This window comes from Paenibacillus sp. TY11, from assembly GCF_059772165.1.
Genome location: NZ_JCBAIQ010000001.1, coordinates 1 through 15,097, shown reverse-complemented (window position 1 = coordinate 15,097; position 15,097 = coordinate 1). Strand labels below are relative to the sequence as shown.

Below are 15,097 nucleotides of genomic sequence, written 5' to 3'. Positions count from 1 at the left end.
AAGTTATTAATGCCGATGAATTTCCGCCGGATGGAGACATTCGGCGGTTTGTATATGATTCTATGAAGAAACTGACATTAGGTGTGACGGTTGACTTTATCAGGATATATACACTACAATCGGTAGTGTGAGGTGCTTCTTATGAAACGACTGAATTTTAAAGCTGGCGAAACCGGGCTTAACCGATTTTTCGGACCTCTGGAAGCCAAAATTATGGATATTTTATGGTCCACTTCGGATCGGAGTATCAAAGAAGTGCAGACCGCGTTGGAGGGGGACCGGGACTTTAACTTCAATACGGTAATGACCGTGATGAACCGTTTAGTGGAAAAGGGAATACTGAGTAAGAGTATACGTGGGAGAACGTCTTTATATCGTCCAGTTTTAAGCAGGGAAGAGTTCATGGATGAGCAATCCAAGGGACTGAGTCACGAATTGGTGGATGAATTTGGTCCGCTTGCTGTCAATCATATGATTGATGCTCTGGAGGTGGCCGATCCGATGTTGATCGAACGTCTGGAACAAAAAATTAAACAATGGAAAAAGGATATGTAGACGATGTGGAAAACACGTTCTAAATTACTGTTTACAGCAGGCGCCTTGATTTCGGGTTTCGCCCTTATACAGATGGGTATGTACGCCGGGCAGCATGTTTTCGGCTGGAAATTGAATTTTAACGTGTTTCAAATTTGCAGAAGTTTGTTGCAGAACTACGGAATCGGCTACATGGTGGATGCGCTCAGCGGGCTGGTTTTCCTTACCTTCGGTATCGCCGGAGGAGAAGCGGTCAGACAGTGTATGGCTACTAGAGCGGCTTTCCGCAGACTGCACCGAATGCGTGACCTGCCCTTGACCGAAGCACTGGGTGAACGATATCGTGAACTTGGGGCCGACCGAATTTGGGTCATTGATTATGCCAAGCCTGCCGCCTTCACCATGGGATTATGGAAGCCACGCATTGTATTGTCCTCTGCACTATTGTCCGTACTGGACAAGCACGAGGAAGAGGCGGTCATATACCATGAAGCCTATCATATGAAACATTATGATCCGTTGAAGACCTGGCTGCTGCAAATGTGTGCTACACAGCTATTTTACTTGCCGGTGCTGCGTCATATTACCAATCTTTATAAGACGGCCCGTGAGATTTTGGCTGATAACGAAGCGATTCATCGAGCCGGTTCACCGGTTGGGATTGGGAGCGCATTGCTCAAGCTTCTGAGTATGACGCCAGCTAATGCCCGTCTGGTAAACTCCGCCGCTTGTTCCTCGTTTGCAGAAACATCCATTAATTATCGTATCTCACGTATTTTAGACCCTCAGCAAGAACCAGTCATCCCAATGCCTTGGCGTTCGATTATGTTTTCCAGCTATGTGCTAGTGATGTTGACGCTTATGTTTGCACTGGCGTTAATCTAGTTTGGCAAGATGTTTCCTTACGGGTGGCGCTTTTCGCGCTCCCGATTCTCGATGTGTAGTACACTACACTATGTAGTTTATTGCATGATTTTTATAAAACTTAAAGGGAGATGAGCAGATGAATCAAACGCTTACGAATATTGGATTATTGTTGGTACGAATCTTTACAGGGGTTATTTTCATCGTTCACGGCGCACAAAAGTTTCAGGGATTAGACGGAACCTCCGGCTTCTTCCAAAGCATTGGACTCCCTGGCTGGTTGGCCCCTGTGGTCGCTACGGTTGAGCTGGTTGGAGGTATTGCACTGGTTCTGGGAATCGGAACGCGACTGGCTGGAGCAGCATTGACCATCGTTATGATCGGTGTATTGCTGACTGCTAAAAAAGGACAGCCTTTTGGCTCGATTGAATTTGATCTGTTGATTCTGTTCACCAGCCTTCAGCAAGCACTTGTCGGTGGACGTTTTCTGGCAGTGGATCAGTTATTTGGCCGTAAAAAGGCTGAAAACAGTAACGTACAGGTCTAAATGTTCATATAACCGCGTCCTTAGTCTCAAAGGGCGCGGTTTTTGTTTTTCTCCTTTGTGAAATTTTATTGTAAATCATTTGCTACTTTCAACCGATATAACTAACACGGAATGTAATTCAAATATATCGTTTTATGAGCAAAGGGGAAAAAACATGGCAACAACGCGAAAGAGAAAAACTATATGGACACTCAGGAACAAGCTAAGTTTAGGCTTTTTGCTTGTTTTGCTGATTCCGAGCTTAAGTATTTCCATTGCGACCTATAAATCATCATATAATGCTATGGAAAAACAGCTCCACAGCAGTGCGAATCAGGGGGTAGTGACGGCTAACTCAATTATTGAATACGCAATCGCCAGTAAAATTAAAGATGCGAGTTATTTGGCGGAGCGTCTGGACGGCTCGATGATAGATGGTCGAAATAGCCCTTTGATTCAGCCCAAGCTGATCCAATACAAGGGTTTGCACGAAGATGCGATGGATGTTTTTGTCGGTACACCAGAGGGCTTGATGATCCGGGGGGTGCCCAAGGAGGATGAAGGGACATTTGACCCTCGCACACGACCATGGTACATAGAAGCGATGAAGCAGCCCGGTAAGGTTGCAATTACGCCTGTGATCATCAATTCATCGGGTATTCCTGTTGTCGTAGTATCTCAGACGCTTTCGGACAAGTCTGGGGTTATCGGGATTTCTCTAAATCTGGAAAGTGTACGTAAACTGGCCTCCATCAAAGTGGGCCAGGAGGGGTATATCATCATTTTGGATCATACGAAGAAATTTGTAGTCCATCCTACGGCTAAAGCGGGCTCATCTCCTCAGGAGAATTCGCTTGATACGTTGTATACTGCGCCGAGCGGGAACTTCAATTATATGCATGAAGGTCGCGAGAAATATTTGACCTATGTAACGAATACGGATACCGGTTGGAAAATTGCAGGTACCTTCTATCAATCCGAGATTAGCGATGCGACCGCTGCCATGCGTTATGTAACCATTTTCGTGCTGGCTGCCTCATTGGTGATTGCGCTTATCGCGATTTTCCTGATTACCCGTTCTGTTTTGGTACCGATTCGTAAGCTGCAAAAATCAGCAGAACGAATCAGTGAAGGAGATTTGACGGGCGATTTGGAAACTGGAAAAACGGATGAGGTGGGCGAATTGTCTTCTCACTTCCAAACCATGGTCGACAGTTTGCGTACGATGATTCGAAGCGTACACGAAACGACAGATCGGGTAAGTTCTTCAGCGGAGGAGCTGGCTGCGGGTGCAGATCAGACAACCCAAGCCATTGAGCATGTCACCATTGCTATCCAGGAAGTAGCTGTAGGCAGCGAACGTCAGTTGCAAAGCGTCAAGCAAGGCTCCGTAAGTATGGAGGAGCTGGCTCAGCAAACAGCGAACGTATCCGAGCGAATGGTGGGCGTATCTGAACATGTAAGGAGAAACGCCGAGTCTGCTCAGGAGGGGAGCAAGGCTGCTACGCAGGCTGTACAGAAGATGCATGATATCGACGAGACCGTTAACGATCTCGGACAGGCCATGGACTCCCTCAATGAGCGCTCCGGTGAAATCGTGAATATTATCAGCGTTATATCCGGTATTGCCAAACAGACGAATCTGTTGGCATTGAATGCGTCCATTGAGGCCGCACGCGCCGGGGATCACGGTAAAGGATTTGCCGTGGTCGCTACGGAGGTGCGTAAGCTGGCTGAGGAATCTGCGAAATCGGCTACCTTGATCTCGGAGCGCATTGAAGCGATGCAGGTGGATATGAACCATGCTCTGGGCGCTATGCATCAAGCGCGGACACGGGTGACGGAAGGTATTGATTCGGTAAGCATGTCCGAGCAATCCTTTGCGGAAATCAGCCAGGCCGTGGAACGAGCAACGGAGCATATCAATGACATTACCGGAGTGACCCAGGGAATGGCCCGTGGTGCAGCGGATGTCGTGGGTATTATGAGCGATATTTCCCATATTTCTGACGAGGCAGCGAGCAACACCGAGTCGATCTCTGCGGCCGCACAGCAACAGCTCGCTTCCATCGAGGAAATTGCTTCTTCCTCAGCGGACTTGAGCCAAATGGCAGAGGAACTACGCGAACTGGTTGGACGTTTCAAGATTGAAGGAAAATCATAAATGAGGATTTCGCAAAAATCCAATAAGCGACTTCCAACGAACAAGATATAGATCGAAGTGGATTAGTTCGTCTATATCTTGCACTTCAGAGCGACTGAAGTCGAATTTTGCAAAATCCTGAAATGATAAAAAGCGCCCGGATACAGGAGGTTATACTCCGTATCCAGGCGCTTTTTTTGATGTTTATACCATAACTTCTGGTTTGCAGGGTTAGAATCATCGTTGGAACGACTTGCGGCGATCCAGACGGAAACGGACACCCCGTGAGCTGTTGGAAGGACGCAGGGAACTTCTCTGAAACATATTGTTCAGCACCAGTGCGAAAATAACCAACACTGTCCCGTACAATTCAAACCGGCTAATGGCATAACCTTGGAAGTACATGAGTACCAGCGTGGTAATCGGTACAAAGTTAATAAATAGAATCCCGTTGAGTGGAGACAGCTTTCGGATTCCGGCATTCCAGCTAAGCAAGGCGCCTAGCCCCGGAAGCAGGATCATAAAGCTCATTTCGTATTTGACTGACCATACATGCTGCCAATCCGGCACCGCAATCCAGTTGAAAGCAGAGGCAAATGTGACGACTACGAAAGAAACGAGAGTTCCGAGCAGGCAGGTCAAGGTTGAGTACCGAAGAGTGGACCATCCTGCAAAATGGCTACCTCCCATGGAATATACGACCCATCCGACGACGCCTACGAAAATAAGCAGCAGCGGCAGTAAATGTTGTCCGGCAAGCGTAAAAAAGGTCCATTTACCGTTCGTGATCACAAGTAGTGCCCCAGCCAGTGCAATCACCATGCTGATTAATGTATATTTCGGTGGCATTTTACGGGTCATGATCCACACCATTGCAATGGAAATCATCGGCATTAGTACTTCCATTATAGAAGCTACAAGGGTACCTGCTGCCCCCATCGCGTGCTGTCCCTGGAAAACGGCCATATTATAAATGGTAAATCCCATCGTCCCAAAGAACAACAACGTCTTGCCCTTGCCCTCAAAGCGAAATGCAGTCCGTCCCTCTTTGAGCCACAATAGCACGATTAATATGAGTGTAACCGAGAAATAGCGTAAAAATGAAAAGTACAGTGGATTGATGTGTTGTAATGCAATGTGCGAAACCGGAAACATCGCCCCCCAGGACATACTGGCGATCAGGCATAATAAAGATCCGGTCATGATTTGTCTGTTCATGGTGTACAAAAGCTCCTCCTTGCCGGTCTCAGCGGACATATCTTATGGACACATCATAAAGGATAGGAAGCTGTTGGTAAAATGATTGAAAATAAACATTATGATCATTTAAAATGATAATAAGTGACAAGGTGCGTCAATTTTGATGGCCCTTGCCCTTCACAATAAGGGGGAGCAGTAGTGGATCTGAACGATTTAAACATTTTCCAGACGGTGGCTGCTCATGGCAGTGTTAGTAAGGCAGCAGCCGAGCTTAACTATGTCCAGTCCAATGTAACGGCCAGAATCAAGCTACTGGAAAAGGAACTGCAAACGCCTTTATTTTATAGACATAAGCGGGGTATGATTCTCAATGCCGAGGGCAAGCGTCTGCTGCAATATACGAAAAGCATTTTATCGCAATTTGAGGAAATGAAACATGCGTTTCAGAACACTTCTGCACCTTCGGGGGTGCTGGAGATTGGCATTGTGGAGACAGTAATTGCCCTCCCGGCAATTTTACATGCTTACTATAGCAAGTACCCGGATGTCGAATTGTCCCTCAAGGCCGGGGTTACGGAGTCTCTGGTGCAGGAGGTCGCAGAAATGCGGCTGGATGGAGCCTTTGTGACCGGGCCGGTGAAGCATCCCCTCATTGAACAGTTTGATGTATTTCAGGAAAAGCTGGTCCTCGTATCCCAAGGAGATGACTTTTCCGTTGAAGATCTTACAACTCGTCCGCTCCTCCTATATAAAAAAGGCTGTGGCTACCGGGGACGGCTGGAAACCTGGCTCAAGATGGAGGGCATTATTCCTAAGCAGATTATGGAGTTTGGGACATTTGAGACGATTATCGGCAGTGTGGCGGCCGGCATTGGAATGACGGTTTTTCCCGAATCTTCCATCAGCGGGCTGGTGGCTCAAGGCCTTGTGTGTGGTCATGCGGTGCCTGAGCCGTACAATGAAGTAACAACAGTGTTTATCCGCCGTAAGGAAGCCTTTGTTACCAGTACCTTGCAGTCTTTTATAGATGAGATAATCACTCAGACAGAGGCGTAGCTTTATCGCTTGGGCTCGGGTACAATGAGAGGGATTTGATTCATTTTTCATCCTGAAGGAGGGCTATTATGTTTACAATATATCCGGCTGCTTCCCGATTCAGCTTCGATAAGGGATGGCTGCGGGGGAGTCACAGCTTTTCATTCGCGGAGTATCAGGATGAGGACAATACAGCGTTTGGCCCTATGCGTGTATGTAATGACGATGTCATCACACCGGGACGGGGCTTCGGAGCGCATCCGCACAGTGATATGGAGATTGTCTCGATTGTGTTGTACGGCGAACTGCGTCATGAAGACAACCGTGGACATGTGGCGGTAACCCAATTTGGAGGCATTCAGCGAATGTCAGCGGGGCACGGCATCATTCATACGGAGCACAACGCTTCGCAAACGGAGGATGTCAGTCTGCTGCAATTGTGGTTTAGCCCGCACACAAGAGGACTGGAACCGTCATACGAGACTACAGCGTTCAACCCTGAGCGTCTGCACGGTCAGCTTCTACCTGTCGTTGCCGGGAAGCGTGTTCCGGGCACGGAGGGCGAAATAGCTGCCATCAACCAGGATTTAACGATTTATTTAAGCAAGCTTCAGCCCGGAGAACCAATAGAATTCACACAGGCCGAGGGACGGCGCGTGTTCTTGTTCGTCATCGAAGGCTCGCTGCGTGTGAACGGTGAACATATTCTGCAAGGGCGCGATTCAGCTCGTATTGAGCAGGAACCGAAGCTATCCCTGGAAGCAGAAGAGTCTGTTTTTTATATGCTGATTGATTTGCCCTAAAAGGAGGTGCGCGCAATGGCGCAGCAGGAAACTTGGCTGATCAAGCATGCCGTCACAGGGCGTAGCTTTGCTGACAGCCGCAAGCAGGTTTTCGATTGCCGTTTGGAATTGGCGGACGGCGTGTTTCGCTTCACGCTTCAAGAGTTGTCGCGTGAGGCGGCGGAGGCGATTGTGCGTTACAGCGAGGAGCTGAACGTATTTCGTTTTGTAACGCCGGCAGATGACGGACCTGTGGTGAAGCATTGGTATTACGTCACCCCGGAAAGCGTAAAATATAATGATCAGACTGGTGGGCTTACGTTCGAAGCCGGTTCTGAGATTGAATACCATCCCGAAGAGTATTGGGGAGATTAATCATTCCTTTATAATAAATTTTCGGATGTATCATGGATTTTCGAAGGCTCTGCATCATTGCAGAGTCTTTTTGTTATCTGTTCGACATGTTGAGTTTATTGGATACATAATCCTTTGCAGGCTGGTACATCCTATATGTCATATTACCTGTTCGGCTCATTCGTAAAGGGGGAATAACGATGAAGAAAGGACACTTTCCCAAGTTGCCAAGATTGCCGTGGAGCCGAAGAGCGGTTCCGGCCCCGGACCGCAAGCCACGAGATGCCCGTGTTCTCAAGGGACTGCCTGAGCCTTCGTGGCTGGAACAGCCGTTGCGAACCAGTCTGGAAGATAATTTGACCGCACTGCGTGATATTTTTAAGGATTGTTCTGATGTTGTCTACCGTGAGCTAATGATTTCCCCTGAACGCAAAGGGTTGTTGGCTTATTTTGAGGGTACGGTAAAATCGGAGGATTTGCAGGATCATATCCTGCGGCCTTTCATTTTGGGCATGATGCTCAAGGACCCTGAAGTGAACGGCAAATTGGAGCCGCTGGATGAAACGCGTATCTCCATGTCTCAGACCAAAACGATGGATCAATGGAAGATGGTATCGGCAGCGATACTGGACGGCAATGCCGCCTTGTTCGTAGAGGGTACGCCGCGTGCGTACATTTTCAGCGCCAAGGGAGGTGTCCGCCGTGGAGTGGAGGAACCGCAGACCGAAGCGGTTATTCGTGGGCCGCGTGAGGGCTTCACAGAGACACTTCGCGTTAATACGGCACTTCTGCGATTCAAGTTGAAGACGTCGATGCTCAAAATGCAAAGTATGACCATCGGGAAGGAAACCCAAACCAGTGTCGTGATTACCTATGTCGAAGGAATCATAGATCCAAAACTGGTGGAGGATGTTAAAAAAAGGCTCAGTGATATCAAAATTGATGGTGTGCTGGAGACCGGATATATTGAGGAACTGATTGAGGATCATCCGTTTTCACCGTTTCCGCAAATGCAATACACGGAACGGCCTGATACCGTCACTGCACAGTTACTGGAAGGACGTTTTGCTATTTTTGTGGACGGAACGCCCTTTGCTTTGATTGGGCCAGTGACGATGTGGCAGATGATGCAAGCGAGCGAAGACTATTATGAGCGTTTTTTCATCAGTAATATGGTGCGAGGGATTCGGTTTCTTTTTCTCGTAATGGCTCTCTTTCTGCCAGCATTATATGTAGCGGTTACGACCTATCATCATGATATGCTGCCGACGACGCTCATATTGAGCATTGCGGCGGCTCGTGAATCCATCCCTTTTCCCGCACTGGTGGAAGCGTTGATGATGGAGATTTCTTTTGAGGCATTACGGGAAGCAGGGATTCGCCTCCCCAAAACCGTCGGTCAGGCCGTCAGTATCCTCGGCGCGCTCGTTATTGGACAGGCCGCAGTACAGGCAGGGATCGTATCGGCGCCCATAGTCATTGTGGTGTCGCTCACAGGTATTGCTTCGTTTACCATTCCACGTTTTAACTTTGCTATTACAATTCGTCTGCTGCGGTTTCCGATCATGCTGATGGCGGGGATGTTTGGACTGTTTGGGATCATTATTGCCACAACGCTGGTCGCCACACATTTAACCAAGCTAACGTCGTTTGGCGTGCCTTACATGAGTGGATACAGCCCATACAACCATACGGATCAAAAGGATATCATTGTTCGTGCACCTTGGTGGAAAATGATCAAACGTCCTTCATGGATCAGAAAAGACAACAACAAACGGGAAAAAGAAAAGATGAATGGGACGCCGACAACCGAGGAGGGATGGTGATGAAGCCCCAAGGCTCTGATACAGGGAAAATACGTAAACTGGCCGTGCTCAGTTGTCTGCTGCTCTGTTCTGTTCTTTTGGGAGGGTGCTGGGATCGCCGTGAGGTGAACGATGTGGCCTTTGTGATGGGCACCGGGATGGATAAGGAAGGGGATCAATATCGGGTTACGATGCAAATTGCGCTCCCCGGACAGCTCGGAGCTTCGGGAAACACAGGAGGCGGGGGAGGCACAAGCGGGACGAAGTCCTATTATCTGGAGTCCAAGATAGGCCCAAGCTTTCGGGGAGCAAGCGCCGAGGAACAGCGAGGGGTTTCGCGAACGCTGAATTACTCCCATCGCCGGGTGCTGTTGTTCGGCGAGGCACTGGCGCGGGAAGGGATCGGCAATATGATGGATGTATTGGCGCGCGTCCCACAGAACCGTTTATCATCTCTCGTTGTCATAACGAAGGGATCGGCGCTGGAAGTGCTGCAGGCGGATGCTCCGATTGAGCAGTATCCGGCAGAAATGGTTCGCGAGCTCAACTATTCCTATATGGAAAACCCTCGTTCAATTAAGCTGCTGTTGAATACGATCCTGCTGGATGGTATTGATCCGGCTGTGCCGGTCATGTCATTGGTGAAGAATGGTCCAGCCAATCTGAAGGACAAGAAGACGAATATTCAGGTCGACGGGCTGGCTGTATTTCGCAAAGACAGGGTGACTGGCATAATAGATAATCATTTAAGCCGATTTTTGCTTCTGGGTATGAATCAGGCCAAGAATACGGAAATTTTTGTACTTCCACCCAAAGGAAAAGGTTACATTTCCGTAGATCTCATCGAAAATAAGGTCCATATCGAACCCAATATTCGGGGGGATGAGATTCGGATGACCATTCATATAAACTGCAACGGGAATGCAAAAGAGAATGAGACGACTTTCGATATTTCCAAAGAGGCAAACCTGAAGTGGCTGGAACAGCAGGTTGCCGAGCAGATCAAGAAGGAACTGGGAGAGGCTGTTCGTGTTATTCAGCAAAAGTATCATTCGGATGTGCTTGGTCTGGGCCGGGTTATCATTACAAGTCGCCCTGATGAATGGAAGCGGATTAAACCCCAATGGGATCGTTTGTATCCCAAGGCAGAGGTCACCATAGATCCGGTCGTACACATCGAAAATATTGGTGCAATCACCAAGCCATTCGGGGTCAAAAAGGAGAACATTCAGAATGAATAAGGTATTTCTGCTGCCATTGGTGCTGGCTATTCTCTTCATGTATCTGATTGACCGCAAAAGTCTCAACGCTGCACCTGCCGTCAACCGATGGATCTCACGTGTATTGTACGTAATTAGTATTGGTATCTGGATCTACGGAACATCGACAAGAAGTTCCGTTTATGTGGCTACATGGCTGACCCGTTTTATTGACATGTGGCTCCCCCCTACGTTGTAACGTGTAATGGATGCCTGTGGGCCAAAAGGAGATGTACCTTTATGAAACAGTTCACAACCAGACAAATCGTGTTGCTTGGTGTATTGCTGCAGGCCAGTATTACCCTTGTACATGCTCCCGCCCAGGCAGCAGATTACGCAAACCAGCATGCTTATTGGACTTGTATGGTTGCCGCCATTGTGCTGTGCCTGCCGATCTATGTGGCGCTTAGAATTAGGAGACGTTTTCCAGATCAGGATATGCTTCAGGCCATAGTAAGCTCTTATCCCGTACTGGGACGCATGCTGCTCTCGGTGTACCTTATAATTTTCCTGATTATATTTGCAAGGGATTTGAGAATTATTACGGATTTGGTACAGGTTACGCTGTTGCCGTTGACCCCAATTGTCGTGATTTCTCTGATTATATTGTTAACTTTAGTGTTTATGGCTAAAGGTGGAATTAGCACTATCGTGAATATGACGGAAGTTTTTGTTCCGCTGATGATCCTGACGCTCTTGACCATGCCGCTTATTTTCGGGCGTAATATGGATTTTGCGGTACTGAGACCGTTCTTGCATCCAGATGTAGGTGGAGTGGTCAAAGGGAGCTGGCGCATGCTTGGTTATATGGCAGACATTATGATGTTGCCCTTTGTGATTTTGGGAAAAAATTATAGTCCACGGAGCGCGTGGCTTGGGCATCTGACTGGAACCGTTTTTTTGGTTCTGATTGTGTTACTGGCAGAGCTGGTTATCGGTGTCCCCATTTTGTCACGACTGTTTTATCCTTCGTATGAACTGGCGCGTCAGTTGCAAGTGACCGATTTTCTGGATCGGTTCGATTTATTTGTGGGCGCTCTTACCGTGCCGACTCTGCTTACGAAAATGGGGTTTGATCTGTACGTCATCAGTTTGACTGTTAAGCGTATGTTTGCTCCAGCCTGGGGGAATTTGATTGTTTGGCCAGTTGGTTTGTTGGGTTACGTCTGTTCCTTTATGCTGTTCTCTAACATTGTACAAATATATGAATTCATCCGGGAGTGGACCGTGGTTATGGTCATGTTCTTTGTCTTCATGCCATTTGTGTTATGGCTGCTACTCCGACCCAAACGTAAAGAAGAAGGCGGCGGTGATAAGCCATCCGGCGAAAAGCAGGATAACAGACAGAAAGACCAGTTGGGGGGCGGAGAAAGACAGGCAGATTTATAAGATTACTATATCCATCAAAAAAGTAATTTTTATTTGTCTTTTAGCCCTCTAATTGTATACTTGATAGAAAGGATTACGACTTCTACAAGGGAGGGAACAGGATGGCACAGCGCATGGCAGGCAAGAGGATCGCCCTTGCTGGTCCCCGTAAAGCAGACGAAATGGCACTGTTGGTTGCAAAAATGGGGGGCGAGCCAGTGCAGCGTCCGGCCCAGGGGACGGTTTTTCTGGATGATATCGAGCTGCGCAACGCCGTTGTATCGTGGGTGAAGCAGCCGCCAGACTGGAACATTTTTACGACAGGCATGGGCCTGGACGCACTGTTCGATATGGCTGAGGATATGGGGGTGGCAGAGCAGATTATAGAGCTGCTCCAATCCTCGAACATTGCAGCGCGGGGCTACAAGACGGTCAATGGACTCAAAAAGCGTGGCTTCACACCAGCTGTACGGGATGAGGACGGAAGTTTGACCGGGTTGACGCGGGCCTTTGCCCCATATGATCTGAAGGGCAAGGAAGTGCTATTGCAGCTACACGGTGATCCGGCCCCACGGCTGGTGAAGTGGCTGGACGAGCAAGGCGCAATTACCCGGCAGGTGCTTCCTTATAAGCATATACCGCCCGAGGAAGAGAATTTGCAAGCGTTGCTGCAAGATATCGTAAATCGTAAGGTGGATGCCGTTACGTTCACGAGCGGTCCGCAAATCCGCTTTTTGGCTCAATATGCCAGAGAGCAAAATCGAATCGAGGATTTACTGGAAGCTTTTCGTGAGGATGTGATTGCTGTATCGGTAGGCAAGGTGACTGCGCAGTCCATATTGGAGGAAGGGATTGAACGGATCGTGTTTCCGGTAGAAGAGCGCATGGGCGCGATGATGGTGGAACTGGGAAGATATTTTGAACATAGCGATTCGGTGCATGGCTTTGGTCTGGAGATAGTGAAGCGGTCATTGAAATGAGATAGAAATTATAAATGCAGTGTGCTAAAAAGAACTTATATTTTCTGATACAGAGTAAAATAAAGATAAGGGCCTACGAGGTCTTTATCTTTTTTTGTTGGACATGCATCGACAAAGTTTTTTGTTATAGCGAAAATATTTATCTAATATAATGAATAAGTTTCGATGCATGATACTAGGACAGGAGCTGAGACGTTATGAATTCGATTTGTGTATTTGCCGGGTCCAGACCTGGACATTCATCGGTATATCTTGAGGCGGCAGGTAAGCTGGGGGAAGCCATGGCTCGACATCATTTCCGTCTGATCTATGGTGGCTCTAGCAGGGGGCTGATGGGTGAGGTTGCGGATGGAATGCTGGCGGGTGACGGTCAGGTCACCGGCATTATGCCCACCTTGTTATTTGATGCAGAGATCATTCATCGGGGAGTTACCGAATTTATTGAGGTAGCGAGCATGCATGAACGTAAAGCGGCAATGAGCGAGATGGCTGATGCGTTTATTGCCCTTCCGGGTGGATTGGGAACCTTTGAGGAGCTGTTCGAGGTATTGTGCTGGGCACAAATCGGCATTCATCGCAAGCCCATTGGGCTACTGAATGTGAATGGATATTTTGACCCGTTAGTAGAAATGGTACGTCATAGCGTGCAAGAGGGGTTTGCGGGGTCTGAGCATCCAGCGCTACTGAGTATCTCTGCGGACCCGGATGAATTGCTACATATGTTAAAAAATAAAGCAGAGAACTTGAAATAAAGCGTTTTTCGTGCTTGCACAACTGATTGAGGCAAGGTTATGATAAGACCCATAATCAAATAGCGGACAGACAAGGTGCCTTTGCGGTTGAGCAAAGGGTAACAGGGAATCGGGTGCAAGTCCCGAGCGGTCCCGCCACTGTAAGGAAGAGGATTCTTTTAAATGGTCACTCGTGAAAACGGGGAAGACGAAAGAATCTGTTGATGCCAAGCCAGGAGACCTACCTTGATCTGTATGCACCGTTAACCTTCGCGGAGAGGATGGGTGTACGAAATCAGGAAATCAGGCACACGTTGCTTTTTCCATGTTGGTTACAGGTTTGCGTGGATATGAACGTGCAGCAGCGTTTGAAGCGTAAACAAAACAGATGGAAAGCAGCGGCAGTTTGGAGGGAGACGAACTGTCTTCTTACGCTGTTTGTTCGTCTGATGAGAGATGCGTACATAGGAACCCCATCCGGGCAGGATGGGGTTTTTTGAGTTACAGGATGTCCACAAATCATTGAGATAGATAGGAATAGCTGCCCTGAAAAGGATGAATAGGAGGAGCACGATGAGCCCATTAGGAAAATTGCTGGTGATTGGATTTGGACCAGGAGATATGGAACATATCACAAAACGGGCGCTGGATGCGCTGGCCGAAAGTGAGGTCATTATCGGCTACAATACCTACGTTGATTTGATCCGTCCGTTGTTGAACGGACAGGAGATTGTACGCACAGGGATGACAGAGGAAGTGAGCCGTGCGCAGGAGGCGGTTCGTCAAGCAGAGATGGGCAAGAAGGTAGCCGTCATTTCCAGTGGGGATGCGGGTGTCTATGGCATGGCAGGGCTGGTGTATGAAGTGCTGATGCAAAAAGGGTGGCGTCGCGAGGACGGGGTTGAGGTCGAAGTCGTGCCGGGGATCTCGGCTATCCAGTCCTGTGCTTCGTTGTTGGGGGCGCCGGTTATGCATGATGCTTGCACGATCAGTCTGAGTGATCATCTGACCCCGTGGGAAACGATTGTGAAGCGTGTAGAAGCTGCGGCTTCGGCTGATTTTGTGATTGCATTATACAACCCGCGCAGTGGTCGGCGTACACGCCAGATTGTTGAAACTCAATCCATTTTGCTGCGTTACCGCGATCCACAAACTCCAGTCGGGCTGGTGAAGAGTGCTTATCGTGAACGTCAGCAAGTTATCGTAACGACGCTGGAAGATATGCTGAACCACGACATCGGGATGCTGACGACCGTAATCATCGGTAATTCCTCGACGACGGTGTATGACGGCTTAATCGTGACGCCGCGCGGATATCAGCGCAAATACACGCTGAATGCGACCGAGCAGGCGCTCAAGCCGCATCAGCGTCTCCGCACGGAAGCGGAGCCGTGGTCGCTGAGCGCGCAAGAGGATCGCGCGCTGGATACACCGCAGGCAGGCGCAGCTCTGGCAATGCCCGGCGGGCCTTCCGCGAGCGGCGCTGCAGTTGAGATCGGGAAAGCGTCGTGTAGGG

At 48.6% G+C, this 15,097-nt stretch carries 15 protein-coding genes and 1 riboswitch; of the genes, 14 read left to right on the top strand and 1 reads right to left on the bottom strand.

Going from position 1 to position 15,097, the window contains the following annotated elements:
- Positions 1-141 precede the first annotated feature (141 nt).
- The 4 genes from AC6EJC_RS00075 to AC6EJC_RS00060 all read left to right on the top strand — a co-directional run bounded on the left by AC6EJC_RS00075 (position 142) and on the right by AC6EJC_RS00060 (position 4,088).
- Positions 142-555, top strand: coding sequence for a BlaI/MecI/CopY family transcriptional regulator (locus AC6EJC_RS00075; protein ID WP_444952179.1), 414 nt, complete (start codon positions 142-144; stop codon positions 553-555).
- A 3-nt stretch (positions 556-558) separates the two neighbouring features.
- A complete protein-coding gene (locus AC6EJC_RS00070) occupies positions 559-1,419 on the top strand; it encodes a M56 family metallopeptidase (RefSeq protein ID WP_444952178.1) in 861 nt (286 codons plus the stop codon).
- A gap of 118 nt (positions 1,420-1,537) precedes the next feature.
- Positions 1,538-1,945, top strand: a complete 408-nt coding sequence (locus tag AC6EJC_RS00065; protein ID WP_444952177.1) for a DoxX family protein — start codon at positions 1,538-1,540, stop codon at positions 1,943-1,945.
- Between the two features lie 154 nt (positions 1,946-2,099).
- Positions 2,100-4,088: a methyl-accepting chemotaxis protein gene (locus AC6EJC_RS00060; protein ID WP_444952176.1), complete on the top strand. Its 1,989-nt coding sequence runs from the start codon at positions 2,100-2,102 to the stop codon at positions 4,086-4,088.
- A 216-nt stretch (positions 4,089-4,304) separates the two neighbouring features.
- On the opposite strand, the gene AC6EJC_RS00055 is transcribed toward AC6EJC_RS00060, so the two are convergent.
- Entirely contained in the window at positions 4,305-5,285 is a 981-nt protein-coding gene (locus tag AC6EJC_RS00055; RefSeq protein WP_444952175.1) for a DMT family transporter, read from the bottom strand.
- Positions 5,286-5,465: 180 nt separating this feature from the next.
- Here AC6EJC_RS00055 and AC6EJC_RS00050 point away from each other — a divergent pair, with 180 nt between their 5' ends.
- The 10 genes from AC6EJC_RS00050 to cobJ form a co-directional block, all read left to right on the top strand.
- On the top strand, positions 5,466-6,323 hold the full coding sequence (locus tag AC6EJC_RS00050) for a LysR family transcriptional regulator (protein WP_444952174.1): 858 nt from the start codon (positions 5,466-5,468) through the stop codon (positions 6,321-6,323).
- A gap of 68 nt (positions 6,324-6,391) precedes the next feature.
- On the top strand, positions 6,392-7,105 hold the full coding sequence (locus AC6EJC_RS00045) for a pirin family protein (protein WP_444952173.1): 714 nt from the start codon (positions 6,392-6,394) through the stop codon (positions 7,103-7,105).
- A gap of 15 nt (positions 7,106-7,120) precedes the next feature.
- Positions 7,121-7,459: a hypothetical protein gene (locus AC6EJC_RS00040; RefSeq protein WP_444952172.1), complete on the top strand. Its 339-nt coding sequence runs from the start codon at positions 7,121-7,123 to the stop codon at positions 7,457-7,459.
- Between the two features lie 179 nt (positions 7,460-7,638).
- Entirely contained in the window at positions 7,639-9,264 is a 1,626-nt protein-coding gene (locus AC6EJC_RS00035; RefSeq protein ID WP_444952171.1) for a spore germination protein, read from the top strand.
- On the top strand, positions 9,264-10,484 hold the full coding sequence (locus AC6EJC_RS00030) for a Ger(x)C family spore germination protein (RefSeq protein WP_444952170.1): 1,221 nt from the start codon (positions 9,264-9,266) through the stop codon (positions 10,482-10,484). Before AC6EJC_RS00035 ends, AC6EJC_RS00030 begins: the two co-directional genes overlap by 1 nt.
- On the top strand, positions 10,477-10,701 hold the full coding sequence (locus AC6EJC_RS00025) for a hypothetical protein (protein ID WP_444952169.1): 225 nt from the start codon (positions 10,477-10,479) through the stop codon (positions 10,699-10,701). Before AC6EJC_RS00030 ends, AC6EJC_RS00025 begins: the two co-directional genes overlap by 8 nt.
- Positions 10,702-10,742: 41 nt before the next feature.
- On the top strand, positions 10,743-11,891 hold the full coding sequence (locus AC6EJC_RS00020; protein WP_444952168.1) for a GerAB/ArcD/ProY family transporter: 1,149 nt from the start codon (positions 10,743-10,745) through the stop codon (positions 11,889-11,891).
- Positions 11,892-11,992: 101 nt separating this feature from the next.
- On the top strand, positions 11,993-12,850 hold the full coding sequence (locus AC6EJC_RS00015) for a uroporphyrinogen-III synthase (protein WP_444952167.1): 858 nt from the start codon (positions 11,993-11,995) through the stop codon (positions 12,848-12,850).
- 197 nt (positions 12,851-13,047) lie between these two features.
- The gene (locus AC6EJC_RS00010; RefSeq protein WP_444952166.1) at positions 13,048-13,602 is read left to right on the top strand and encodes an LOG family protein; all 555 of its coding nucleotides are present in this window, start codon (positions 13,048-13,050) and stop codon (positions 13,600-13,602) included.
- Positions 13,603-13,659: 57 nt separating this feature from the next.
- A riboswitch (cobalamin riboswitch) is annotated at positions 13,660-13,844 on the top strand.
- Positions 13,845-14,154: 310 nt separating this feature from the next.
- On the top strand, positions 14,155-15,097 hold a 943-nt coding region (gene cobJ / locus AC6EJC_RS00005), incomplete at its 3' end, for a precorrin-3B C(17)-methyltransferase (RefSeq protein ID WP_444952165.1).

What these genes read in the sequence shown, in the direction of transcription:
- AC6EJC_RS00075 (WP_444952179.1), top strand. Translation starts at nt 142, where the DNA reads ATGAAACGACTGAATTTTAAAGCTGGCGAAACCGGGCTTAACCGATTT.
- AC6EJC_RS00070 (WP_444952178.1), top strand. Translation starts at nt 559, where the DNA reads ATGTGGAAAACACGTTCTAAATTACTGTTTACAGCAGGCGCCTTGATT.
- AC6EJC_RS00065 (WP_444952177.1), top strand. Translation starts at nt 1,538, where the DNA reads ATGAATCAAACGCTTACGAATATTGGATTATTGTTGGTACGAATCTTT.
- AC6EJC_RS00060 (WP_444952176.1), top strand. Translation starts at nt 2,100, where the DNA reads ATGGCAACAACGCGAAAGAGAAAAACTATATGGACACTCAGGAACAAG.
- AC6EJC_RS00055 (WP_444952175.1), bottom strand. Translation starts at nt 5,285, where the DNA reads ATGAACAGACAAATCATGACCGGATCTTTATTATGCCTGATCGCCAGT.
- AC6EJC_RS00045 (WP_444952173.1), top strand. Translation starts at nt 6,392, where the DNA reads ATGTTTACAATATATCCGGCTGCTTCCCGATTCAGCTTCGATAAGGGA.
- AC6EJC_RS00040 (WP_444952172.1), top strand. Translation starts at nt 7,121, where the DNA reads ATGGCGCAGCAGGAAACTTGGCTGATCAAGCATGCCGTCACAGGGCGT.
- AC6EJC_RS00035 (WP_444952171.1), top strand. Translation starts at nt 7,639, where the DNA reads ATGAAGAAAGGACACTTTCCCAAGTTGCCAAGATTGCCGTGGAGCCGA.
- AC6EJC_RS00030 (WP_444952170.1), top strand. Translation starts at nt 9,264, where the DNA reads ATGAAGCCCCAAGGCTCTGATACAGGGAAAATACGTAAACTGGCCGTG.
- AC6EJC_RS00025 (WP_444952169.1), top strand. Translation starts at nt 10,477, where the DNA reads ATGAATAAGGTATTTCTGCTGCCATTGGTGCTGGCTATTCTCTTCATG.
- AC6EJC_RS00020 (WP_444952168.1), top strand. Translation starts at nt 10,743, where the DNA reads ATGAAACAGTTCACAACCAGACAAATCGTGTTGCTTGGTGTATTGCTG.
- AC6EJC_RS00015 (WP_444952167.1), top strand. Translation starts at nt 11,993, where the DNA reads ATGGCACAGCGCATGGCAGGCAAGAGGATCGCCCTTGCTGGTCCCCGT.
- AC6EJC_RS00010 (WP_444952166.1), top strand. Translation starts at nt 13,048, where the DNA reads ATGAATTCGATTTGTGTATTTGCCGGGTCCAGACCTGGACATTCATCG.